Origin of the sequence: Rothia mucilaginosa ATCC 25296 (assembly GCF_000175615.1) — a bacterium.
Lineage (GTDB): Bacteria > Actinomycetota > Actinomycetes > Actinomycetales > Micrococcaceae > Rothia > Rothia mucilaginosa.
Map to the genome: position 1 here is coordinate 1 of NZ_ACVO01000025.1, position 24,404 is coordinate 24,404.

General features: G+C 60.2%; 14 protein-coding genes. 8 read left to right on the plus strand and 6 right to left on the minus strand.

All coding sequences use genetic code 11. From position 1 onward, the window contains the following. Positions 1 to 57: 57 nt before the first annotated feature. From nadE to ROTMU0001_RS08260, 5 genes are all read right to left on the minus strand, one after another. Positions 58 to 891, minus strand: coding sequence for an ammonia-dependent NAD(+) synthetase (gene nadE, locus ROTMU0001_RS08240; RefSeq protein ID WP_005509164.1), 834 nt, complete (start codon positions 889 to 891; stop codon positions 58 to 60). Positions 892 to 1,128: 237 nt separating this feature from the next. Continuing rightward, the gene (locus ROTMU0001_RS08245; protein WP_005507293.1) at positions 1,129 to 1,434 is read right to left on the minus strand and encodes a hypothetical protein; all 306 of its coding nucleotides are present in this window, start codon (positions 1,432 to 1,434) and stop codon (positions 1,129 to 1,131) included. Between the two features lie 521 nt (positions 1,435 to 1,955). Beyond that, a complete protein-coding gene (locus ROTMU0001_RS08250) occupies positions 1,956 to 5,996 on the minus strand; it encodes a S8 family serine peptidase (protein ID WP_005509166.1) in 4,041 nt (1,346 codons plus the stop codon). A 386-nt stretch (positions 5,997 to 6,382) separates the two neighbouring features. Further along, positions 6,383 to 10,369, minus strand: a complete 3,987-nt coding sequence (locus ROTMU0001_RS08255) for a S8 family serine peptidase (RefSeq protein WP_044143864.1) — start codon at positions 10,367 to 10,369, stop codon at positions 6,383 to 6,385. A 234-nt stretch (positions 10,370 to 10,603) separates the two neighbouring features. Beyond that, positions 10,604 to 14,551, minus strand: coding sequence for a S8 family serine peptidase (locus tag ROTMU0001_RS08260; protein ID WP_005509169.1), 3,948 nt, complete (start codon positions 14,549 to 14,551; stop codon positions 10,604 to 10,606). A 363-nt stretch (positions 14,552 to 14,914) separates the two neighbouring features. Between ROTMU0001_RS08260 and ROTMU0001_RS08265 the strand changes: the two genes are divergently transcribed. The 7 genes from ROTMU0001_RS08265 (at position 14,915) to ROTMU0001_RS08295 (ending at position 22,345) form a co-directional block, all read left to right on the plus strand. Further along, complete coding sequence (locus tag ROTMU0001_RS08265) at positions 14,915 to 15,553, plus strand: hypothetical protein (protein WP_005509170.1); 639 nt, start codon at positions 14,915 to 14,917, stop codon at positions 15,551 to 15,553. Continuing rightward, a complete protein-coding gene (locus ROTMU0001_RS08270; RefSeq protein ID WP_005509171.1) occupies positions 15,550 to 16,383 on the plus strand; it encodes a hypothetical protein in 834 nt (277 codons plus the stop codon). The genes ROTMU0001_RS08265 and ROTMU0001_RS08270 overlap by 4 nt, the downstream gene beginning before the upstream one ends. A 116-nt stretch (positions 16,384 to 16,499) precedes the next feature. Beyond that, positions 16,500 to 17,471 carry a magnesium transporter gene (locus tag ROTMU0001_RS08275; protein WP_005509172.1) on the plus strand — a complete coding sequence of 324 codons (972 nt, stop codon included), beginning with the start codon at positions 16,500 to 16,502 and terminating at the stop codon, positions 17,469 to 17,471. A gap of 183 nt (positions 17,472 to 17,654) precedes the next feature. Then, positions 17,655 to 18,860: a hypothetical protein gene (locus ROTMU0001_RS08280; RefSeq protein WP_005509173.1), complete on the plus strand. Its 1,206-nt coding sequence runs from the start codon at positions 17,655 to 17,657 to the stop codon at positions 18,858 to 18,860. Positions 18,861 to 19,137: 277 nt separating this feature from the next. Continuing rightward, complete coding sequence (locus tag ROTMU0001_RS08285) at positions 19,138 to 19,608, plus strand: DUF4870 domain-containing protein (protein WP_005509174.1); 471 nt, start codon at positions 19,138 to 19,140, stop codon at positions 19,606 to 19,608. A gap of 235 nt (positions 19,609 to 19,843) precedes the next feature. Beyond that, positions 19,844 to 21,136, plus strand: coding sequence for an adenylosuccinate synthase (locus tag ROTMU0001_RS08290; protein ID WP_005509175.1), 1,293 nt, complete (start codon positions 19,844 to 19,846; stop codon positions 21,134 to 21,136). A gap of 171 nt (positions 21,137 to 21,307) precedes the next feature. Beyond that, entirely contained in the window at positions 21,308 to 22,345 is a 1,038-nt protein-coding gene (locus tag ROTMU0001_RS08295; protein ID WP_005509176.1) for a magnesium and cobalt transport protein CorA, read from the plus strand. A 37-nt stretch (positions 22,346 to 22,382) separates the two neighbouring features. Here the strand turns inward: ROTMU0001_RS08295 and ROTMU0001_RS08300 are convergent, their stop codons facing one another. Next, complete coding sequence (locus ROTMU0001_RS08300) at positions 22,383 to 23,066, minus strand: hypothetical protein (RefSeq protein WP_005509177.1); 684 nt, start codon at positions 23,064 to 23,066, stop codon at positions 22,383 to 22,385. Positions 23,067 to 23,487: 421 nt separating this feature from the next. Between ROTMU0001_RS08300 and ROTMU0001_RS08305 the strand changes: the two genes are divergently transcribed. Then, entirely contained in the window at positions 23,488 to 24,399 is a 912-nt protein-coding gene (locus ROTMU0001_RS08305; RefSeq protein WP_005509179.1) for a YwqG family protein, read from the plus strand. Positions 24,400 to 24,404: the final 5 nt, after the last annotated feature.

The window sequence follows — 24,404 nt, forward strand, 5'->3', positions numbered from 1 at the left end:
GACGAGNGNGGCTTTTACGTTAGTTCTTACGCCGGTTGAGGCGCTAGTGTTTTGACGCTAGTTCTTCCACCAGGAATCAAAAATCGTCACCGGAGTAGTGCGCTTATGGCGGCTACGCAGGTAAATCTGCTCCAGCTTTGCAGCTGCCGCCTCGTCGATTTCCTTACCCTCCAGGTAGTCATCAATCTGCGGGTAGGTCAGACCCAGCTCATCCTCATCGGTACGGCCGGGCACGCCGTCCAGCAGGTCAGCCGTCGGCGGCTTAGCCCACAGACGCTCAGACGCACCCAAAACACGCAGCAGCAGCTGGTTCTGGCGCTTATTCAGACCAGCCAGCGGCAGCAGGTCAGCGCCGCCGTCACCGAACTTCGTGAAGAAACCCGTAATGGACTCCGCCGCATGGTCGGTACCCACCACCAGGTAGCCGGGGCCGCCAGCAATCGCGTACTGGGCGATCATGCGGGCGCGCGCCTTCACATTACCCTTGTTGAAGTCGCTGATCTGCTCGCCGGTTGCGTCAGTGTAGGCGGTGTCGAAACCGTCGACAGCCTCCGCAATGTTGAAGGTCAGGGAGCGGGTGGGCTGGATGAAACGCAGCGCCTCCTGCGCGTCCTCTTCGTCGTGCTGCACACGGTAGGGCAGGCGCACCGCCACGAACTCGGTGGTGCGGCCGCGCTCATTGAGGCGGTCCACCGCCAGCTGGCAGAGGCGACCCGCCAGGGTGGAGTCAATGCCGCCGCTGATGCCCAGTACCAGGCCGCGACTTCCGGTGGCTTCCAGGTAGTCGCAGATGAACTGGATGCGGCGCTCCACTTCTTCGCGTGCCTGCTCTTCGGTCATGTTGGGCTTGACGCCCATTTCACGGATGATCTGTGCCTGTAATTCACGCATGACTTAAGTGTACGCTCCACCTTATAGCCCGTGCGGTGAACCGCCGAGGGAAGCAAGGTAGTGTTCCACACGGTGCGTTCAGACCCGCCCGCGCTAACTAGCCCACCTCGGGCAGGGTGAGGCAAGCAAATACCCCCGGCAGACGCGTACAGCATCCGCCGGGGGTATTTAGCTAGAATGAGAATGGCGTCAAAAAATAAATTACATCCCTAATAGTATTAAATCATTTTAGGTGTATTAATTTTTTCGACGATCTTCCTTGCGGGAGATTTTTTCGATTGACGCCTCTATATTATTTTTTTTATAGTTAAGCCACCAAAGGCTAAACATTCCGCTAATAGTATTTTTGCCAATATCGACAATACTTGGAAGTCCTTGGTCTTTGAGGGATTTTTCAATCTCTTCATGTGAATAACCCTGTTCTTTCATGATTTCAACAAGGCTACTAGCTTCGGCGTGAGGCCCAGAAATCATTGGGTGGTGATCAATCTTGTTCTGTATGTCAACAAGCTCGTCGTAGAGGGCTTCTTTATTTTTTGCCATGAGTATCAACGCCCCAACGAAGATTGGAAAAAATATTAGACATAATTTCCTCCTAATAATAAATCGAAAAATTAACGGTGTGTTGTGTTTCATAGATTAGCAGATTTGGAGTGGATTAATCCAGGAAAAATACTGTTGAAAATATCACATATTGCACTACATTGAAATATGTTTGATTTTGTGCTTTTCTGTGGTTTTTATGAAATATTTTCATAAAAATTACTTGGGTTTATGTGGGTTTTAAGGACTTGTGGTGTTTACCGGGGTATTTCTTTCGAAGGAATATCAGTGGCTTAGATTTTCAAAGACGCTCTCATAGCGATCAACGAAGTCCGCCGCCGCGTTCAGAAGCTCCTCCTGATCGAGGACATCCTGGGCAGCTGACAGCGTCTCATCCTCGCCGTTCTGAACCTGTAATTCACGCATAACTTAAGTCTACGCCGCAGGCATAACAGCCCACAGAAAAGGCCGTGCCGGGGCAGAAAACTCCACCCCGACACGGCCCTCACATCCGCATCCGACTAGCGGTTATTCAGCACACGCACGTTATAGCGGTGCAAGAACGCCGCCATCGCGCCACGCTCAATCGGCTGAACCGGACGGAACGAACCATCCGCCCAACCCGTCGTAATACGCTGCTCAGCCAACCACGAAATCTCACGATAGAACTGGCTACCGGCCGCCACGTCACTAAACGGCGATGCCGCAGGAGCCGAATACGCCGGCGAACCCGCAAAACGGTAGAAGAACGCCGCCATAGCGTCACGGTTCACCGCAGCATTCGGACGGAACGTACCATCCGACCAGCCGGTCGTAATACCGCGAGCGCGCATCCACTCAATCTCCTTGTAGAACGGGTGGTCACGCGGCACATCCTTAAAGCTCGGGGTGCTCGGTGCAGTGAACTGCGGCGAACCAGCCATACGGTAGAAGAACGCCGCCATAGCGCCGCGCTCCACCGAGCCGTTCGGGCGGAACGTGCCGTCCGGGTAGCCGGTCGTAATACGACGCTGAGCCAGCCAGTTAATGTCATTCACGAACGGGTAATCCGCCGGAACATCCGTAAAGTGCGCGCTCGCGGCGGTAGCCTCAGAGTTCGACGAGACACGCAGAACCTGTGCGCGCTCACCCGCAGCCCCATTTACGCCGGACAGGTCGCCGGTCGCGTTGTGCATGTGCAGGAACAGTGCAGAAACGTTCTTCGCGTCGCCGTTACGGTGTGCCACCAGCTGAGTCTCCGGTGCATCCACGAACAGGTTCGGCACGCCCGCCGAATCGCCGCTGAACCACAGCTTCGGCGCCGCATAGTTGAACACCACCGAATCAGTCGTATCAACCACGGTCGTCGCGGAGAACGCGCTAGAAGTGGTCACCGAGTACGAAATCTCAGTGGACTCGGCGTCCGGGTCCAGACCCAGAACGTTTAGCGGAACAGTCATCACCAGAGTGTTCGAATCCATGATGTTGGTGTCCGTATCACCCCAGGTGCCGTTCAGCGGATACAGGGCGTTCTCAATGGCCTGCCACTTGCCGTTGCTGCGCTTAGAAACCTTCACCAGCGGGTAGTCCAGGCCCTTCTCACGCACCGTCTGCAGGCGGTAGTCGCTCGTGCCGTCCTTGTTGGTGTCAACGAACACGTAGTAGGTGCCGCGCGGGGTCACCTCCTGCCAGTTACCCCAGGTGGAAATACCGAAGGACAGGCGCGCCTCGGAGGTGTCCGCACCGGCAGCCTTCAACGCCGCCACGTTCGAGGCGGCACCCACGTACTGCAGGTCCATGCGGGAATCCGAACCCACACCCAGCTTCGCGGTCGGGATGCGCGGGCTCGAAGCGCCCAGCTCAAAAGCACCCAGCAGGGAGCGGTAACCGCCCTGATCCACCGCGGTACCCTGCAGGGTCAGGGTCTGCTCGGTCGCGCCGGAACCCTCCGCATCGAAGGCGATATCGGAGCCAGCCACACGCATCGCGGAGACAGGCTTCGGTGCCACATGCAGCGGCATGCGCAGGGTTTTCACCGCAGCCGAAGAGTCAGCATCGGTCAGGATCAGGCGGCCCGAAGCGCTCGCAATGTACTGGCGGGCACCCGAAATGGTCACCGTACCGGTCGAGTAGTTCACCGAATCCTGGTTCGGGTACATGGACGGGTCGCGGGTCTTCTCCAGCTTCGACGGATCAATGCGCACCGTCACGGTGAACGTTGCCTTCTGGCCGGCACCCACAGACACGGACTGCGGGTAGGAGAACTCCACACCCGGGATGCTCGTGCTGCCCTCATAGTTCAGGGCATAGGTGTGCGCCACCGAGTCGGTGTTCTCAACGCTCACGCGGTGCTGCAGGGTCTGCACACCGGCGTTCGGGGTGTACTCGAGCACGCCGAAAGTGTCCGAAACCTGTTCGGGGCGTGCCGCGTTGAACAGCATGACGCGGTCAGCTACCGCCGCACGCGTGTTGATGCGGCCGGTACCCACGCGGTCCACCGCGTAGGGGTTGCCCCAGGCGTCCTGCATGTGGTGGTCGGCGGTGTTCATGATGACGGTCTTAAGCATGCGCGGACCGTACTCCGGGTGCGCCTGCATGATCAGCGCCGCAACACCGGCAACAAACGGCGTGGACATGGACGTACCGGTCTTCACGCTCGAACCGGTGCCGCTACCAACCTCGATAGAGGAAATGTTCGTGCCCGGTGCCGCAACGTCCGGCTTGGTGATGCCGTGCGAGCCGTGCAGGCCGCGCGCGGTGGAGGTGTTCGCCTGATCCAGCTTGCCGTTGGGCACGCGGATCGAATCGCGCAGGTTCTCACCGAGCTGCAGGGTCAGCTCACCCGAATCAATCTGCACGGAAAGGCGCTCCACCTGGCTCTTTGCCAGGCGCACGCCCGGAATGGAGGAGTTACCGCCGATAGCGGTGTCACCGACCTCAGTGTTCGAGGTGAGCACTACGCCGGTTGCGCCAGCCGCCTGCAGGTTGTCGAAGCGTACCTTCGAACCGCAGGGTGCGGTGCCGTCAGCGTCCGCCCAGTCGATGAGGGCCCACTTGCCCTTCAGCGCTGCGGCTTCCTCTTCGGTGAATGCCTCGCAGGCGTAGCGGTTGCGGGAGGCGGCACGCACCACAGTGCCGCGCAGCTGATCCTCGGTCGCCTTCGAGTAGTCGAAGCTCACCGAGTAGTCACCGTAGGTGTCTGCCTCGTTCGCGGGGGCGAGAATCTTCACGCGGTCCACCAGCTGGGTCGAGCCGATGGAGTTCGCCACGGTCAGGCCGTAGGCGCTGGTGCCGGGGCCGCCCGAGTTGGAGTAGGTGTCGCCCACGGCGTTGTAGTTGTTGGCGTTACCCGCCGCGACCACGGAGAGGATACCCTCGCGGTAGAGGGAACCGACCGCGTAGTTCACGGTCTCATCGAACACGCCGAACTCGTTGCCGAGCGACAGGTTCGCGATGTCGGCGCGGTCGGAGAAGTCGCCGTCGTCGTTGGGGTCGAGCACACGGTCCAGGCCCTTGGGGACGAACGCGGTGGTGCCCTTACAACCGAAAATGCGCAGGCCAATCAGCTGGGCGTCCGGCGCGGAGCCGGGGCCGATCTTCATGTCCTTGAGCTGCTCTTCGGTGAGCTTGGAGTAGTCGCCGTGGAAGGTGCTGCCGTCCGCGTTCACACCGTAACCTGCCGCGGTGCCCGCCACGTGGCTACCGTGGCCGCCGCAGTCGAGCGGGTTGTTATCCGGGTGGGGAGTGGAGGTTTCCTTCTTACCGGAGTTGTAATCGTCACCGACCAGGTCGTAGCCGCCAAGGAACTTCTTCGGATCGTAGGTGCCCTCGGGAATCGTGTCGGAAGCCTTCGCCTTATCGAAGGCTTCCTGCGTGCCGGGGCCACCCAAATCGGCGTGCGTGTAGTCGATACCGGTATCGAGCACGACAATCTTCACGCCCTTGCCGGTGTAGCCGGTGGAGGCGGGGTTCGCCGGGCTCTTTGCCCACACGGAGAGCGTGTCCGTATCAATGAGGGTGCCGCTGTTCTGCGGTGCCATGTCCTCAATGATGCTGATGCGTTCCACATCGTCGCGGTTTGCGAGCGCACGAATCTGCTCGACGTTACCGTAGAGCGCCACGCCGCGCATCGTGTTGTGGGTGGTGTACAGGACCTGCGCGCCGGATTCCTTCGCCGCGGAGGCGCCCTGCTGCTGCACGCTGGCGCGGATTGCCTGCACCTGTGCTTGCGCGTTGACGGGTGCCTGCGCGCGGGAGCGGACCGCGTCCGGCTGGGTCTGGGCGTATGCGCCCTGACCCTTGAATCGGACGAACACGGCGCGTTCGCCGGTGGCGCCGTCCAGGCTGGGGGAGAGAACTTCGTTGTTGTTCTCGCCGGTGCCGGTGTTCTGGTGGGGTGCATCCCGGTCTGCGCCGCGTACTACGCCCGGTGCCGCGTAGGCGGCGGTACCAAACGGCAGGGCGGTCAGCCCGAGGGTGAGCCCCAGGGTGAGTGCGCCGCAGCTGCGTGCCAGCTGCTTGAGGCGGCCCGGCTGTGTGTGCCGGGCGGCTCGCGCGGGGGTAGCTTCAGGGAAGGTTGCCACTGAATGCTCCTTTTTAGTGATGGTGCGTTTCTTAGCGGTTTCTGCACCGAGGTTCTGCGCGGAGAGTTATACGCCGAGAGTTCTACTCGGAGAGCTGTACGGCAAGGGTTCTGCACCGAGAGTGCTACGGTGCGTCTGCACTGTGTTTCCAGTGCGCCTCCAGTGTGCCCATGCGGCGTAAACGTCAAGGTTCATGCCGATGGTGAAGAAACCTTCACTTATTGTCTCAACGATTCTTTATATAACCTAGTCAGACTCGTATTACGGAACATTACGCGTAAATAGAAAGCACCCGACCACAGAAAAAAGGGAGCCGCACCGCCGCAGATAAACTGCAACGGTACGGCTCCCTCGGTAGAACCTATAGGTTCTTAGATTCCGGAACCCTAGATTTCAGGGCTTTCCTTCAGCACGCCCGTGCTGTAGCGGTACACGAACGCCGCCATAGCGTCGCGGTGCACCGGCTCTACGGGGCGGAACGAACCATCGGGCCAGCCGGTGGTGACGCCCTGCTCAGCCAGCCACGAGATCTCGCGGTAGAACTGCTTGTCGGTCGGAACGTCCGTGAAACGAGCCTGCGCGGGGGCAGTGTACTCGGGCGAACCTGCGTAACGGTAGAAGAACGCAGCCATCGCGTCACGGTTCACCGAACCCTCCGGGCGGTAGGTGCCATCGGGCCAGCCGGTCGTGATGCCCTGAGCCTTCATCCACTCAATCTCCTTGTAGTAGGGGTGGTTGAGCGGAACATCCGAGAAGCTCGGGGTGGACGGTGCGGTGTACTGCGGCGAGCCGCTCATGCGGTAGAAGTACGCAGCCATGGTTGCGCGGTCCATGTTGTTCAGCGGACGGAAGGTGCCGTCCTGGTAGCCGCGGTCAATCTGACGGGCAGCAATCCACGTGATTTCACGGTAGAACTGGTTATCCGCAGGAACGTCGGTGAAGCGTGCATCGTGGATGGTACGAGCCACCTTCACGACCTGCGCACGGTCGCCAGCGGCAACACCGTTAGCGGTCTTACGGCCGCTCAGGTCACCGGTCGCGTTGTGCATGTGCAGGAACAGAGCCTGACGCTCCTTGTTGTTGTTCTTGCGGTGAACGGTCAGCTGACCGCCGTCACGATCCACAAACAGGCCGGGCACACCCGACTCCTCACCGGTGAACCACACACCGGGGTTGAAGGGGGAGTACTCGATAGTCGAGGTGGTGTCCACGTAGGAGTTACCCTCGTTGTGCCAGGTGTCAGTCTGCACCGTGTACTTGATGCTCTGAGCCTTCTCCGCGGTCAGACCCAGGTCCTTCAGCGGCACACCCAGAATCATGGTGTTGGTGTCCATGATGTTGGTGTCGGTGTCGCCCCAGGCGCTGTTCAGCGGGTAGCGAGCCACCACGGTGGATGCGTTACCGGAGATGGACCAGACCTTCACCAGCGGGTAGTCCAGACCCTTCTCGCGGGTCACCTCCAGAACGTAATCTGCGGTGGAGTCGTTGTTCGTATCAATCTGAACCTGTACCTGACGGCCCCAGTGCATGCTGTCCCAGGTGCCCCAGGTCGAAATACCGAAGAACAGAGAACCATCGTTCGGGTTCTTGCCGGCAGCCTTCAACGCCGGTGCGTCCGAGGCGGCACCCACATACTGCAGGTCAACAGACTGGTTCGACGGCAGCTTCAGCTGACCGGACGGAATGCGGTCACTGACCGCACCCAGCTCAAACGCACCCAGCAGCGAACGGTAACCGCCCTGGTTCAGGGTCGTACCGCGCAGAGTCACCGTGGACTCCTTATCGGAAATGCCCTTGTAATCAATACGGGACGCATCAACACGCATCTTCGAGACAGGCTTCGGCGCCACGTGAATCGACTGGCGGATCGCCTCGCGACCATTCTCAGAGAAAATCAGGCGACCAGAAGCGCTCGCAATGTACTGGCGCTTACCGGCGGCCAGAGTCTTACCGGTCGTCCAATCCTGAGCAACCTGGTCGGCGCTCATCGCCGGGTCCATGGTCTTCTCCAGCTTGGACGGGTCAATACGCACGGTCACGGTCACGTTCTTACGCTCACCGGCACCCACGCTCACCTGCTGCGGGTAGGAGTACTCCACACCCGGGATGGTCGTGCTTGCCTCGTAGCTCAGAGTGTAGGTGTGAGCCTGCGAATCGGTGTTGTCCAGCACGATTTCACGCTGAACAGTCTGAATACCCGAATCGGGGGTGTACTCCAGCACACCAAACGCGGTCGAAACACGCTCGGGGGTCTTCGCATCGTACGCGATAACCTTCGCGTCCACGGCGGCGCGAGCATTCACCATGCCCGTACCCACACGATCCACCGCGTACTGCGCACCCTGCTCATTCTTGATCGGGGTGGACGCGCCGTTCATCAGCGCAGCCTTAATCATCTGCGGGTTGTAATCCTGATGCGCCTGCATCACCAGAGCGGCAACACCGGCAACATGCGGGGTCGCCATGGAGGTACCGGTGAAGGAAACACCCTTATTACCCGTGCCCACAGCGGCAGAGACAATCTCAGTACCCGGTGCCGCAAGGTCAGGCTTAATGAAGCCATCAGAACCGTGCTGACCGCGAGCGCTCGAGGAATTCAAATCGAAAGCGTGCGAGTGAGGACCGCGGCCCGAAGCCTTGTAGTCCAGGTTCATCTCAACGGTCACCGGACCGGCAGCCAGAGCCTTCTCCAGGTCCTTCGTTGAAGAAGCAGTCAGACGCAGACCCGGAATGGTCGCATTACCACCAATGCCGATCGTGTAGCGCTCAGCCTTACCGGCCATCACCACGCCAACACCGCCGGCAGCCTGAACGTTATCGAAACGCACCTTCGAACCGCACGGGAACGTCAAATCGTCCTGATCCCAGTCGAAGTAAACCCACTTACCCTTCAAAGCCTTCGCCTCTTCAGCGGTGAAAGCCTCGCAAGCGTAACGGTTACGCTTCGGCGCGGCAACAACCTCGCCGCGCAGCTGATCAGCGGATGCCTTCGAATAATCGAAGTTCACCGAATAATCACCCTGCAACCACTCCAAACCAGTCTTCGTGGTCACGCGGGCACGGTCAATCGGCTGAGTCGAACCGTAGGCGTTCGCCACCGACAGCGCCGCAGCAGCATTCGCCGGGCTACCCGAATCGGAGTAGGTGTCACCCACACCGTTGTAGTTATTGGCGTTACCGGCAGCAGCCACAGTGAACACACCCTGGCGCGCCATCGTATTAATCATGTACGACTCAGGGTCGTCAGCCGGGGCGAACTCGCCACCGAGCGACAGGTTCACAATGTCGGCGCGGTCAGAGAAATCACCGTCACCATTCGGGTCCATCACGGTATCGAGCGCCTTCATCACAACACTCGAATTGCCGTAGCAACCGAACACACGAATCGCCAAAATCTGAGCATCAGGAGCAGTACCGGGGCCAATAGACATGCCCTTCAGCTGCTCCTCCGTCAGGTTCTTGTAATCGCCACGGTAAGTCGTACCGTTCGCCGTCACACCATAACCGGCGGCAGTACCCGCCACGTGCGTGCCGTGACCGCCAGAACCGAAACCATCCGGGCGGCAATCCAGCGGGTTATTATCCGGCTGCGGAGTCGACTTCTCAGCCACCGACGCATTGTAGTCATCACCGACCAAGTCAATGCCGCCAATGAACTTATTACGATCAATCAGACCCGAATCAGCGGACGGAAGCTCCGTCATCGCCTTAGCCTTCAGGTACGAATCCACCGTACCGGGGCCACCAAAATCAGCGTGCGTATAGTCAACACCGGAGTCAACAACCGCAATCTTCACGCCCTTACCCGTGTACCCCGTATTCTCACGAGTCCACGTGGCAAGAGTCTTCGTATCAATCTCGCTACCGGAGTTCATACGCTCCTTCGCGATAATCGGCGAAATACGCTCCACATCCGGGCGCTCCGCCAACGCACGAATCTGCGCAGCATCACCAGTAATCGCCGCACCACGCATCGCATTATGCGTGGTGTACATCAGCTTCGCGCCAGAAGCAGCCGCCACAGACTGAGCCTGCGACTGCACCTGAGCTGCAATAGCCTGCACCTGCGCCTGACGGTTCGCCGGCGCCTCCTTACGTGCCAGAACAGCCGCGGACTGGGTCTGCTCATACGCGCCCTTGCCCTTGAACTGCACATACACGGTGATTTGGCCTTCAGCCTTCTGCAGGCCCGGGCTGATACGCGAGGCAGCGTCACCGGATGCGCTCGCAGTGCTTCCTTCGACCTGCTGGGGGCTCTGAGCGTGAGCTGCAGAGAAAGTGGCGGGAACGCCGAGAGTAAGGGCAAGAGCTGCACTCAAACCGGTCGCACCGACAGCCTTCATTCTGCGGCGTGGCGCATGAGGCGTTGTCATGGAATCCTCCTTCGGATTTTCTATTTTTCGATGGTGCTGTGTGCTCTGTGGTTGTGTATCGGTGATGTGCGGAGGCGGCCCCACCGGCAGACGACGAGTGAGTGCATCCGCCGGTGAAACCGCCACCAAAACTTGAGAGGTTCCGGGGTCTTCAGGCCCCGGAGCCTGCCGGTTCCGGGTACCCCTCCCACCCCATGCAGGAGGTGGGAGAGGACCCGAACCATTCGCTACCGTCTAGCGGCCGGCCTGGTTAGCAACCTTCTCGGTGTAGCGGTAGATGAACGCAGCCATTGCGTCGCGGGCAATGGGGGTCACCGGGCGGTAGGTGCCGTCCGGCCAGCCGGTGCTGATGCCCTTCGAAGCCAGCCACGTGATTTCACGGTAGAACTGGTTATCGGTGGAAACATCGCTGAAGTGGCTGGTTGCGGGCAGATCCACGTGCGGGGAACCCGCTGCACGGTAGAAGAACGCAGCCATGGCGTCACGGTTCACCGGTGCGGAGGGGCGGAACGTGCCGTCCGAGTAGCCGGTGGTGATGCCCTGAGCCTTCATCCACTCAATCTCCTTGTAGAAGGGGTGCGTGGTGGGCACATCCTTGAAGCTCGGAGTGGAGGGGGCAGTGAACTGCGGGGAACCCTGCATGCGGTAGAAGAACGCCGCCATTGCGCCACGTTCCACGGACTCCAGCGGGCGGTAGGTGCCGTCCGGGTAGCCGGTGGTGATGCCGCGCTGAGCCAACCAAGAGATCTCGGTGTAGAACTGGTCGGTGTTCTTCACATCGGTGAAGCGGGACGGAGTGATGTACTCGGTCTGCTGCTCCTTGATGTTCAGCACCTCGGCGCGGTTGCCCTTGGCGCCGTTGGTACCGGAGAGGTCGCCGGTGCCGTTGTGCAGGTGCAGCAGCAGCGCCTTGGCGGGGGTACCGGATTCGCCGAGCGCGGGGATTGCGTCAGCGGAGCGGTGCGCCGTCAGGGTGGTGGTGGAGGCATCCGGGTGAAGGCCAGCCACGGCGGAGGAGTCGCCGCTGAACCACAGCTTGGGGCTGAAGGGGCGGTACTTGATCCAGCCGGTTTCGCTGACGTTACCCCACTCGTACTGGGTGGTTGCGCTGACTCGGTACTGGATGTCCGGGTTGTTTGCGCTGGTCAGGCCCAGGTCCTTGAGGGGTGCACTCATGATGAGGGTGTTGGTGTCCATCATGTTGGTGTCCACATCACCCCAGGCGCCGTTGAGCGGGTAGTAGCCGAGCTCGACGAGGTTGCCGTTCTTGTAGCCGTAGAGGCGAACCAGCGGGTAGTCCAGGCCCTTAGCGCGGTCGGTGACCAGCTTGTAGTCGGCGCGGTTGTTGCCGTCAGTGTCGATTTCTACGGTAAAGGTGTTCTCGTAGGAGACAACATCCCAGTTCGCCCAGGTGGAGATACCGAAGCGCAGGGTGCCGTCATCGGCATTGCCGCCGGCTGCCTTCAGCGCGGGCGCATCCGAGAAAGCACCGACGTACTGCAGGTTCGCCTTAACGTTGCTGTTCAGCGACAGGGAGGTGGGAGCCACACGGTCCACGCTCGCACCGTACTCGAAAGCGCCGAGCAGGGAGCGGTAGCCGCCCTGGTTGACCTCGGTGCCGCGCAGCGAGATCTGGGACTTGGTCCAGCCGGTGTCTGCCTTCTGTGCCTCGTCGCTGGAGGGCTTTTGGGTGAAGGTGACGGTGTCTTCGGCAGCGTGCATGGTGCTCACGGGCTTGGGTGCCACGTGAACGGGCAGGCGCAGTGCCTTGGTGCCGTCTTCGGTGAGGACGAGTCGGCCGGATGCGCTGGCAATGTACTGACGGTACTGTTCGGGAACGGTTTCGTTGCCGGTGTAGTAGTCAGTTGCGTTCTGGGTGGTGTCCATTGCTGCGTCGCGGGTCTTCTCCAGCTTGGACGGGTCGATGCGCACGGTGACTTCGAACTTCTTAGTTTCACCGGGTGCGAGGGTGACCGCGGAGGGGAAGGAGTATTCCACACCGGGAATATTGGTGCTTTCAGCGTAGGACAGGGCGTAGGTGTGTGCCACAGAGTCGGTGTTCTCGACCGTCACCTCGCGGGTGAGGGTCTGAACGCCAGCATCCGGTGCGTACTCGAGCACACCAAAGCTCAGGGACACGGTACCGCTCTTGTCAGCGTTGTAGACGAGGGACTTCGACTGCACAGCAGCGAGGGTGTCGACTCGTCCGGCGCCCACACGGTCCACCGCGTATGTAGCACCGGATTCAGTGCGCACATCGTGGGTTGCGGTGTTCATGAGAGCGGACTTGACCTGTGCGGGGGTGTAGGTCGGGTGGCTCTGCATGACCAGGGCGGCGGAGCCGGTCACGTAGGGTGCCGCCATGGAGGTGCCGCTGAAGGTCACGGAGTTGTTACCGGTTGCCACCGCCGCGGAGGTGATGTACGAGCCGGGTGCCGCAATGTCGGGCTTGGTGTAGCCGTAGCTGCCGTGGAAGCCGCGGGCACTCATGGGGTTCAGCTGATCCAGCTTGTCGGTGTCCACGCGCAGGGAGGACTTCAGCTCGTTGCCGAGGCGCACGGTCAGGGGCTTACCTGCCGCTTCTGCTGCGGTGATCTGTGCACGCAGGTCCTTAGCGGCGGATGCTGCTAGGCGGAAACCGGGCAGGGTATCGTTACCGGCAATACCCAGGCCGGGTTCTTCGTCATTGCCTGCAAGCAGCACGCCCTTGGCGCCTGCCGCCTCCAGGTTGTCGAAGCGCACCTTGGAGCCGCAGGCGAGCTCACCGTCATCTTTAGCCCAGTCGATGAGCACCCACTTGCCCTTTACAGCTGCCGCTTCGTCAGCGCTGAGGGCGTTGCAGGCGTAGCGGTTGTTCTCGGAGATTGCGGTGAGTTCACCGGTGAATTCCTTGGTGCCCGCCTGTGCCCAGGGGTAGGAGACGCTGTAGTCGCCGCGTACCTTGCGGGTGGTGCCGGTGGCGGGGTCGGTCAGCTCTGCCGCATCGACGGCGCGGGTGGAGCCGTAGGCGTTAGCTACGGTGATTGCGCTGGCTGCGGTGGCGGGGTGACCGGAGTTGGAGTAGGTGTCACCGCGCAGGCTGTAGTCGTTGGCGTTACCCGCGGAGATCACGGAGAGCACGCCGGCGCGGGTGAGCGCGTCAACGGCGTAGGCTTCGGGGTCGTCCTGCGGGGAGAATTCGCCACCGAGGGACATGTTGACCACGTTCACGCGGTCGGAGAAGTCGCCGTCACCGTTGGGGTCGAGGGCACGGTCGAGCGCCTCGATAACGACGTTGGTGCTGCCGCTGCAACCGAAGACGCGGAAGGCGTAGATTTCAGCGTCGGGGGCGACGCCGGGGCCGATCTTCATGGTCTTGAGCTGCTCTGCGGTGAGCTTGCTGTAGTCGCCGGTGAAGGTGCTGCCGTCGGCGTTCACGCCGTAGCCTGCCGCGGTGCCCGCCACGTGAGTGCCGTGGCCGCCGGTGGTGCAGTCGAGCGGGTTGCCGTCGGGGGTTGCGGTGTTGCTGCCGTCGTAGGCGTCACCAACGAGGTCGTAGCCGCCAGCAACCTTGGTGCGGTTGATGAGCCCGGAGTCTGCGGAGGGCAACTCGGTGAGCTTGGATGCCTTCTCGTAGTCTTCGAGCTTGCCGCTACCGCCGAAGTCGGTGTGGGTGTAGTCGATACCGGAGTCGATGACGGCGATCTTCACGCCCTTGCCGGTGTATCCGCCCGCGCCGGCGGGGTTGGTGGTGCCGGTCCAAGTGGCGAGGGAACCTGCGTCAATGGCGGCGCCCGCGTTCTGGCGGTACTTGGGCAGGATGGGCGAGATTTTCTCTACGTCGGGGCGGTTGGCGAGTGCCTTGATGGACTCTGCGTCACCGCGCACTGCCACGCCGCGTACTGCGTTGTGGGTGGTGTAGAGGACCTGCGCGCCGGACTGGCTGCTGACCTGCTGTGCCTGGCTCTGCACCTGGGAGGCGATTGCCTGCACCTGTGAGCTGGTGTTGACGGGTGCCTGCACGCCGGCGCGTACGCCTGCGGGCTGGGTCTGTTCAAAGGCGCCCTTACCCTTGAAGCGGACGAAGGCGGTGACGGTGCCGCTGGCGTTCTTCATGCTTTCGCTGAGTACTTGCTTGACGGCGTCGGGGTCTTCCGCGGCATGGGCTGTGGTGCCCAGGGCTGCGAGGGGGCTCAGCGCCATGCTGAGGGTGAGTAGCCCGCTGCCGATTCGGCGTCGATGCGACCGGCCGCGGGGGTTTGGGGAGGCGGTGTGTTGCACGGTGCTCCTTTGCTTGGCTCCCGGGGTGTTTCTGGGAGGCTGGTGTGTTTTTCTGGTGGGTTCCAGCTGAGCTTGAACACACTAGATGTGAACTAGGATACACCTCAAAATGGCTTGTGAAGCGTTTATTACTTCTAAATGCATCAAATTGTGGACATGTTCGACCCTTTTCTTTTTCACGCTTTTCATTTGCACTCGGGTTCAGGTTCTTTTCAGGTTCGGTTGTTACTGTAAAACCATCTATTGAACATCTATCAAAAATGCTGGGATATGGAGGACCGAACCATGGTCAAGCGACGCATTTCCACTGAGGATTCTGTTCTGCTGATGTCCCCCCAGGTTATTTACGGCCGCCCCGGTCCACGGTTGGAACGCATCCATAGGGGAGAGGTGCAGGGTACCCTCACCGAGTACAGCTCATCCGCCTGGCAGATTGGCGAGGTGGTAGGCTACGCCCCCATGGAGAAACCACCCGAAACCCTGGATATGAAGAGCCTCTTCACCGACTGGAGCGGCTTCACCTGGTATGTCCTGGGGCCGCTGCTTCGGATGGTGTTCTGGTCATCTTTCTTTATCGTGCTGATGAGCCCGATACTTTTCAGCCTGGGTTTCAGGGGAGTGGGCGAGGAAATGGCGATGATACTTGTCATTTTTTTGATTCCGCTCTTTTATTTCCCTCCGCTGATTTTGCTTGTGGGCTTTGTCGGCCTCGTCGCAGAAATCTGGTTGCTGCTCCTCTGCGTAGGAAAGTTTCTGAATGCTGTTGGGGATGCTGTCGAATCGACGCGCCTGCTCGTTAGACAGCACAAGATTCAGCAGGATTTTCAGTTCCGGCTGGTGTACGAGTGCACCCCGCTTGACGGTGGTTCAGCCACGGCGTTGCTGCACCGCATCCTTGAACCGCACCAGGAGGAGGAATCATGACCGACGATAAGAACCAACCCATCGACGACCAACCCGTTTCCCCTCATCAGCATGTTTTGAAGGTGGCGCCGCAGGTGCATTACGGTCGCCCCAACCCGCAGCTGATGCGCATCCACGCGGATGATGTTCAGGGAACTCTCCCCCAGGGAGAATTGCCGGAGGAATACGGTGGCGAGCTGGTCGGATACAGCCCCGTGCCGGTTCCTTACCGTAAGCCGGATTCAGGGAAAGATGGAGTGGAGGCGGTGGTATGCCTGGCGTTGGCTATCGCGGCAAATCCATTCGCCTATATACTGGCAGGTCCTATCCTGGGCGAAGAAACCCTGACAAATCTTTTTATGGCAGGCCTAGGATTTTCGATGCTAAGCATCGGTATTCTTCCGCTGGTACTGTTCATCTTCTCCCTGTGGGCTCTCATCAATTTCTTAGGTGTGATGGTGCAGCTCATCTGGAGGCGTAAGGCCGAGGAGAAACTCACGTTCCGGCTGGTGTACGAATGCACCCCGCCCTCTAAAACAAACCAGGAGGGCGACACTTTGCCTCAGCACGATGATGGTATCGACCAACCGGTGATGGACCCTGGCCCTCTGCCCACTTCGTCCCAGAAGCCGGGGGCATGGTTTCTGTTCTTTGCCGTTTCCGTCCTGAATCCGTATATTGCGGCGGGGATTTTCTCCGTCACCGCTCTGTTCGGGCAGGGAGAACTCGTCGCAGCTCTCTTTGCAACGGTGAATCAGGTGAGCGCAGGGCTCATGGGGATTCCCGGCATCATCTGGTGTATGGCGTGGATTCTGAGCCTTGTGCGGCTTAACGAATCGGACGAGGCGTAAGCAGATGAGCCACTGGCTCAAAGAACAGCTGCGGGATTGAGCCCCCGCGCATCGAACACACAATGTAGACAACACAACAGACACATAACAGCAGACAAGCATTGGAGGAGGTCACCGTGGCGGAGCATCGCGAAGCACCGAAAAACCCTCAGAACCCAACCGAGAAGAGCGATAGCGAGTATCAGCCCCTCTGGGATATGGAGCAGCCCGCCCCCGAATACTCGGCTTTGCTTCTTCATGGAACGCCCGTTCCCCCGCCGACCGGGGAGATCCCCGAGCCGGTGAAGGAGGTCATGGAGATACAGAAGGCTCGTTCTGCATCCGCGGCTGCTGATACGGTTACACCCGCCCTGACAGCGCCCAGTCCCGCTGTGCCCGATTCTGCAGCGCCCGCTCTGTCGGTTTCTGCTCCCGCACCCTCTGCGCAGGCTGCAAACTTTTTCCCGTCGGCGACAGGGCACCCGGTGCTGAACCGACCGCTGTACGGTCGCCCGGGCCCCACGGTGCGCCGCATGTCCCCCATGGGCACGGATGCTGCTGCATCTGCACACCGGCAGGTGCCGACCGCTTTTCCTGCCTGGATGGATGAGAAAGTAGTCGGTACTCCGCGACCTATCGGGTATCTCTCAGCAACCCCACTTGCGGGCAAGGTGCGCGGATCAGACCTGTGGAAGAAGGCCTGGCCTGAGCTCATTGCCCTCTTCTTCGTGGGTGTGGTGTTTAATCCCCTGACTTATCTTCTGTTGGCTACCGTTACAGGGGACCCTCAGATCGGTGGGTATGTCTTCTACTACTTCTTGATGCTTTCTCTGCTGACGATGGGTCTTCCCATGTTCTTGTGGGGTGGGGCACTGTTTTTTGCGCTAGTCCGAGTTAGCCGAAAGTACCGGGCACTGAAGTGGGAGGCTATGCCGCTTGGGTCGTTCTGGTTCTATCTGGTGTACGACCGTCTGCCCAAGAACGCTGAGGAGATGCAGGGGATCCTGGGTGCTGCGTCTTCGATGTCTTCCGTGGCGCCAGCCCCTCAGCCACCGAGTGCCCCGAGCCCTACCTCAAGCCCTGTTCCAAACTCAGCGGATGCATTGTAGCCGACTTCCCGTGAGTCCCTGGACTCTTGTAGCGCTGAACCCCCGGCAGTGTTAACACGTGCGTGTTTGCGCTTGTCGGGGGCTTTTTCTCAGCTTTTATCAGGCAGGTTTCAAGGGACTGCCCAGCGCACGCTGGTACGGTGGTGCCACTAGGAGTATGTCTGGTGAGCGAAGGAGACAACCATGGCAGACCGCCCCACTGAAAAGAAGGAAATTGCAAAGAAGGACGAGGCGTACCAGCCCCTCTGGGACACCGACCAGTCCGTCCCGGAATACATGACGCTACTCATGGGCGAGCAGACGCAGAAAAATGAAGACGCTACGCTCCACCAAGCATCCGACAACGATGACGAAGAGCTAGAGCACCCCGACCCCGATTATGAATACGTTTACCCGGGTGCCCCCAAGCGCTACGACTCCGCACGGAAAGACTCTCATGACAACGATGACAATGACACCGACGACATCGAAGAGCCGGAAGACGCATCAGAAGATACCCCGGAAGACACTCACGAATCCCGCAAGGACGACGATGCGAACCACCCGGTAGCGCTCGCCTCCACCCAGCCCACCCAGTCCGCTGGGTCCGCCCAGCCTGTACTCTCTGCCCGTGAGCGGGCGCAGGCAATGCAGACTCAGACGACGCACGCCTACGGTGAATATGTTCGGTTAGAATCCCTCGGTTTGAGCCCGGGCGCTATCCTGCCGGTCATCCCCGACCCGCTCTTCGGCACCCCCGACTCGAAACTTATCGAAATGCGCCTGCTCGACCGCTCCCACGACGAGTCCGCACCCATGCAGGCGTGCGCCGCCCACCTGAACCCGGTCAAGGCTGAGGAGAACCCCATATCGCGGGCGGCAATGCTGCAACCGGTGGGCTACGTTCCAGTGAATAGGCCGCCGACAAGGTACAGCGTTGAAGGCTTGAAGAAGGAACTTGCCCTCTCGAACATTTGGCTTGCTGCCCTGCTGATACTGAACCCCTTCGTATTGGCGCCTCTTGCCAGCATCGTAGACCCCGAATACGGGTATATTGTCGCGTTCATTTTCGTAGTGATCGGCGTGGGGTCAATCTTTGTGGTGCCGATTCTGTGGATCATGGGCATAGTTCGCACCTTCAAACGCCGGAATCAGATAAATGACCTCATCGAGGAGGGGCAGGCCCCGCCTACCGAGTTCTGGTACTACCTGGTGTACAACCGCCTGCCGGACGGCTACACGGGCATCAATGGCTTCACGAAGGAAGAAGAGGACTCTTTCTCGGTGTACGAGTTTCTGAAAAAGCAGGAACGCGCAAAGCTACACGAGGCCGCCGCGCTACGCGAGGCCGCCGCACTACAGAAGCCCGCCGCGCATCCTGCGCTCGCTGATGAAGAGAAACAGGACTAACCTCGGCCAGCCCACACTGTATAACGCCCTGCCCCTCCACACACGTAACACCGCGTGGAGGGGCAGGGGCGTCTTTTTTATGTCATATTCGGGTTTCTTCGTCTGTTGTCCGGCGAGGGTTAATATTCCATTTACTTTGCCTTGATAGGGTGAAACCATCACGAGCGTTGCGACTAAGCAGAGCGAGGCAGGCACCCACCAAGAACGGTGAGTTAGCCTGCCGCCGCACCTCAACGATTAGCTGTATCCACTCATCGATAGATTAAGGAAAAGAAAGATGTCCCAGAACCCGAACCCTGAACAGTACAACCAGTACTCCCAGCAGGCACCCTCCTACTCGCAGGCGCCGGGTCAGCAGCCCAACGGTTACGTAGTCTCCTCCAAGGACGACCAGAACATGGCGATGCTCGCGCACCTGGCTTCTGCAATTCTGTCTCTGCTGTCCTTCGCATCCGCAAGTATTCTCGCGCCGCTGGTCATGTGGTTCATCTACAAGGACAAGCCCGGTTACGGTTTCACTAAGGAAGCATCCCGCCGCGCGTTCAACTTCAACTTCTCCCTGTGGCTCGTCAGCATGGCTTCCTGGCTGCTGATGGTGGTGTCTTTCGGCATCCTGGGCATCATCCTGTGGGTTGTCCCGATGGTTGTGGCTATCCTAATGGTTATCTTCCACAGCCTGGCTGCTATGGCTGCGAACCGCGGTGAGCAGTACACCTACCCGATGACCTTCATCGAGATCATCAAGTAGTCTTCACGGCTCATACCGGTAGCGCCCCCGTCCGAATATCGGATGGGGGCGTTGCCGTGCCCGGTGAGGCTCACCGGCACCGAATCCGGCACGCCTACCGCCCCATCACACGGGACTTAAAGGGGCGGGCACGGTATCATTAGAAGAGGTATGCCTACCCGGATCATGAGGCGGTAGGTCGCCGCCGCGCCGTGAAATCCGGTGCGTATCTTCAAGGCTTTCAAGGAGCACAAAAATGTCAGCTGTCGTGATTGTGGGCGCCCAGTGGGGCGATGAGGGTAAGGGTAAGGCAACCGACCTGCTCGGCCCCCGCGTAGACTACGTGGTCAAGCCCAACGGCGGTAACAACGCCGGTCACACCGTGGTAGTGAACGGTCAGAAGTTTGAGCTGAAGCTGCTGCCCGCGGGTATTCTGAGTGATAACGCCGTCCCCGTGATTGGTAACGGCGTGGTTGTTAACCCCGAGGCTCTTTTCGCTGAGATTGACGGCCTTGAGGCCCGCGGCGCTGACACCTCCCGCCTGAAGATTTCCGCTAACGCACACCTCGTCGCACCCTACCACCAGACCATGGACAAGGTGACCGAGCGTTTCCTTGGCAAGCGCGCTATCGGCACCACCGGCCGCGGTATCGGCCCCGCCTACATGGATAAGGTTGGCCGCCTCGGCGTGCGTGTTCAGGACATCCTGGACGAGTCGATCCTGCGTCAGAAGGTTGAAGGCGCACTGCGCCAGAAGAACGAACTGCTGGTGAAGGTCTACAACCGCCGCCACGTTGAGGTTGAGGAAATCGTCGAGTACTTCATGTCCTACGCTGAGCGTCTGAAGCCGATGATTGTGGACACCACCCAGCTGCTGAACAAGGCACTGGACGAGGGTAAGACCCTGCTGATGGAGGGCGGCCAGGCCACCTTCCTGGACGTGGACCACGGCACCTACCCGTTCGTGACCTCCTCGAACCCGACCGCCGGCGGTGCGTGCGTCGGTTCGGGTGTGGGCCCGACCCGCATCTCCCGCGTGATCGGTATTCAGAAGGCGTACACCACCCGCGTGGGTGCTGGCCCCTTCCCGACCGAGCTGTTCGACGAGATGGGCGAGTTCCTGCGCACTACCGGCGGCGAGTTCGGCGTGAACACTGGCCGCCCGCGTCGTTGCGGCTGGTACGACGCCGTGCTGGCGCGTCAGGCTGTGCGCATCAACGGTTTCACCGACCTGTTCATCACCAAGCTGGACGTTCTGACCGGCCTGGATAAGATTCCGGTCTGCGTGGCTTACGACGTTGACGGTGTGCGCCACGACGAGATGCCGATGACCCAGACCGAGTTCCACCACGCTAAGCCGATTTTCGAGTACTACGACGGCTGGACCGAGAACATTTCGGATGCGAAGAGCCTGGATGAGCTGCCCGAGAACGCCCGCAAGTACGTGCTGAAGCTGGAAGAGATTTCTGGTTGCCGTATCTCCGCGATTGGTGTGGGCCCGGACCGCGACCAGACCATTGTGGTTCGCGATCTCATCAACGAAGACTAAGCGCAATAGCTCAATACGTGAAAGCCCCCGGAGGCTACCTTATAGGTGCCTTCCGGGGGCTTTTCGTATGCCGGGTGCACGCGCGGTGCATGTGACCGGGCGGGGCGCGTACCGTATGCTGGAAAGAGCGCCCCGCACACGTGGCGCCAAAGCGTTCAGAGGAGTACAACGATGACCTACATTACCGGAGCCATCTACCCCAGCGGAGACCGCATCCGCGTAGGCACACCCGAAGAAGAAACCCTCAACGCCTACCAGCAGCCCAACACCGCCGTAGCCCTCGGATACGCCAACCCCGACATCCACGAACTACACGCCCTGCAAAAAACCTTCAACCTGCACGAACTCGCCATCGAAGACGCCGGACGAGGCCACCAGCGCGCCAAACTAGAACGATACGGCGACTCCCTCTTCACCGTCATCCGCCCCGCCATCTACCTCGACAAAGAAGAAGAAGTGCGCCTCAGCGAACTGCACCTCTTCACCGGCCCCCGCTACACCCTCGCACTCGTCCGTGACGAACAACGCAGCAACCGCAACATCAACGACCAGTTCAACCTGCTCTACGCCACCCCCGACGCATCCCCCGCCCGACTGCTGCACCGCATCCTTGACAGCACCGTCGATGGGTACACACCCGTGCTCGATGGCCTCGAAAACGACAACGACGAAATCGAAGACATCCTCTTCTCCACCAACGAGCGGCGAGAGGCCAACTCCCTCGCACAGCGCATCTACGAACTGCTCAACCAGGTCATCGACTTCCAGCGTGCCTGCCGACCCCTCGAATCCATGATCGGCCGCATCATCGAAGGGATGCGCACCGGCGCGCTCGACCCCTCACCCTACCCGGGCGTATCCGACGAAGAAAAGAACGAAGAAGCGGTAGAGCTCGCCCGGCAATTCCGCAACGTGCTCGACCACGTAACCCAAACAAAAGAACGCCTCGAAGACCTTCGCAGCTCCCTCGAAAACGCCCTGCGCGTGCACGACACCCTGCTCGGTCAGCAGCAGAACGACGACACCAAGAAAATCTCCGCCTACGCGGCGCTACTCATGGTGCCCACCATCGTTGGTTCCGTGTACGGCATGAACTTTGAGGTCATGCCTGAACTCAAATGGGAGTTCGGCTACCCCGCCGCGCTGCTACTCATGGTGGGTTCATGCCTGCTTCTCTACTGGTTCTTCAAGAAGAACAAATGGCTCTGATATGCGCGTATGCCGCATAAGGCATACACGATATACCTTATGCGGCGCGGTCGTACTGGGCACGCATTGCTCGGCGGCAATCACGACGCTCACGCTTGAACTTCTTACACACAGCCTCCGAATCGGCAAACATGTAGAAGTCCTCCGGCTCAGCCGACAAACCCAAAGTCGACAGCTCAACCAGCGACAGCATCGCGTAGAACATCTCGCGGCGCAGCTCAAAATTGCAGGCACCCGGAGCGGACTCCACCGCGAACACGCCGCCGGTGCACTCCAGCGCGCGCATTGCCCAGTGCTGAGTCCACAGGTCACCATTGACCGGGCTCACGCCCAGGCGAGTCAACGCCAGGCCGGTACCCTGCACACGCTCAAAGCGCAGGCACATCTCCAGGTCCTTTTCCAGGGGGAACACGAACAGCAGGGCGTTCTGCGCCGCCGCACGCAGCTCAGCCAGGTTCGCCTCGTAACCGGAAGCACCCTGAGTCAGGTGACGCATCACGCGGTCCATAGTCGAGGACGCCGGCGCGGTGCGGAAGCACGAACCGTCAGCCACTAGCTGCTCCAGAACGCCGCGGAGCTCCTCCACGTTGAAACGCTCCATACGGATGATGGTGCCCGCCTGCATCAGCAGGTTGAACTCTGCATCACGGCACAGCTGCTCATCGGCGGTGCAGGAAATCTCTGCGTTTGCGTACTGGCTCTCGTGAGTGGTGTTTTCCATGACCGTTCCTTCCGTAGATGCTGAATCAACCTAGCGGCAACACCGCAGGAGACGGCGTGCCCGGTCGGAAGGATCGTCCCTTCCAACACCTACACTCTATGAGCGACCCCTGACACGATAAGCAGTTTTTAATCTACCCCGGGGTAAAACTGGGAAAATTCTGAAAAATTCTGAAACCGCCTGTAAAACCTTGCGAAACCCAATGAAACCCCGTGAAACACAGAAAACCGGGTGCCTTCCTACGTGACCGGAATCGGTGCTTTCTGCACGCTACGCACCTGCTTCTTGCCCGCCGGATGCGCTCGTGACCAGAATTGGTGCGCGCCCGCCCGAAATAGGGTCTAATGGGGGTAGAAGGCGCAGCGGTGCCGTAGCCCCGCGCCTGACACACCGATTAATTCACCGACGAAACGAGCATGACATGCCGAGGAACAAGCCCTCCGAAGAGACCCTGGCGCAGGTACGCCGCGTCATCGACGCACTTAACGAGCGTGGCGCCCGCAAGCAGGCAACCCGCCTGAAGGTGAGCCGCCCCGACGCCCCGCTGCCGCAGACCGCCTCCAAGTTTGGTGGCCGACCGTACCTGCCCGCCGGGGAGTCTGCGCCGACCAATGAGAAGGGTGAGCCGCTGGGCATGATCGCGCAGATTAACTGCGCTGACCTGCCTGAAAACGACATTTACCCGGCGACCGGTATGCTGCAGTTCTGGATTAACCCCAACGACGAAGAATGCTTGTGGGGCTTTGACTACGAGAACCCGCTCTCGCAGAAGAATCACCGTGTTGTCTACTACGAGACGCTGGATGAACCGAACCCGGATGTGCAGTTCCCGGTTCCATTCCCGACCATCGACTGGGGTGATTACGGCTGGCCTCTGGGACCTGAGGGCAAGGACGTTTCTGAGGCAACCACCGAGTACGCACTTGCCTTCGAGCCCTGGGAGCAGGGCTTCCTGGACGGCGGCTTCGAAATCTACGACCAGTTCGCCGATGCTTGGGATGAAATGTACCCGGACCAGAAGCTTCCCGAGGAGCCGAACGCACGCGATAACGCCTCCTACAACCTGCTGGAGCCCTTCGAATCGGAGGAGAGGGATTACTCGCATATCGGCGGCTACCCCTCGTTCGTGCAGGAGGACCCGCGTGACGAGTTCGAGGAGCTGCGCGGCCACACCGTGAACCTGCTGACCATCGAATCGGAGTGGGGCGAGGACGCTGAGGAGGGCGTGTATGTGATGTGGGGTGATGCCGGTGCGGCGAACTGGCTGATTACTCCGGAGGCGCTTGCCGCCCGCGACTTCTCGCAGGTCGTCTTTGAGTGGGCTTGCGGCTAGACACC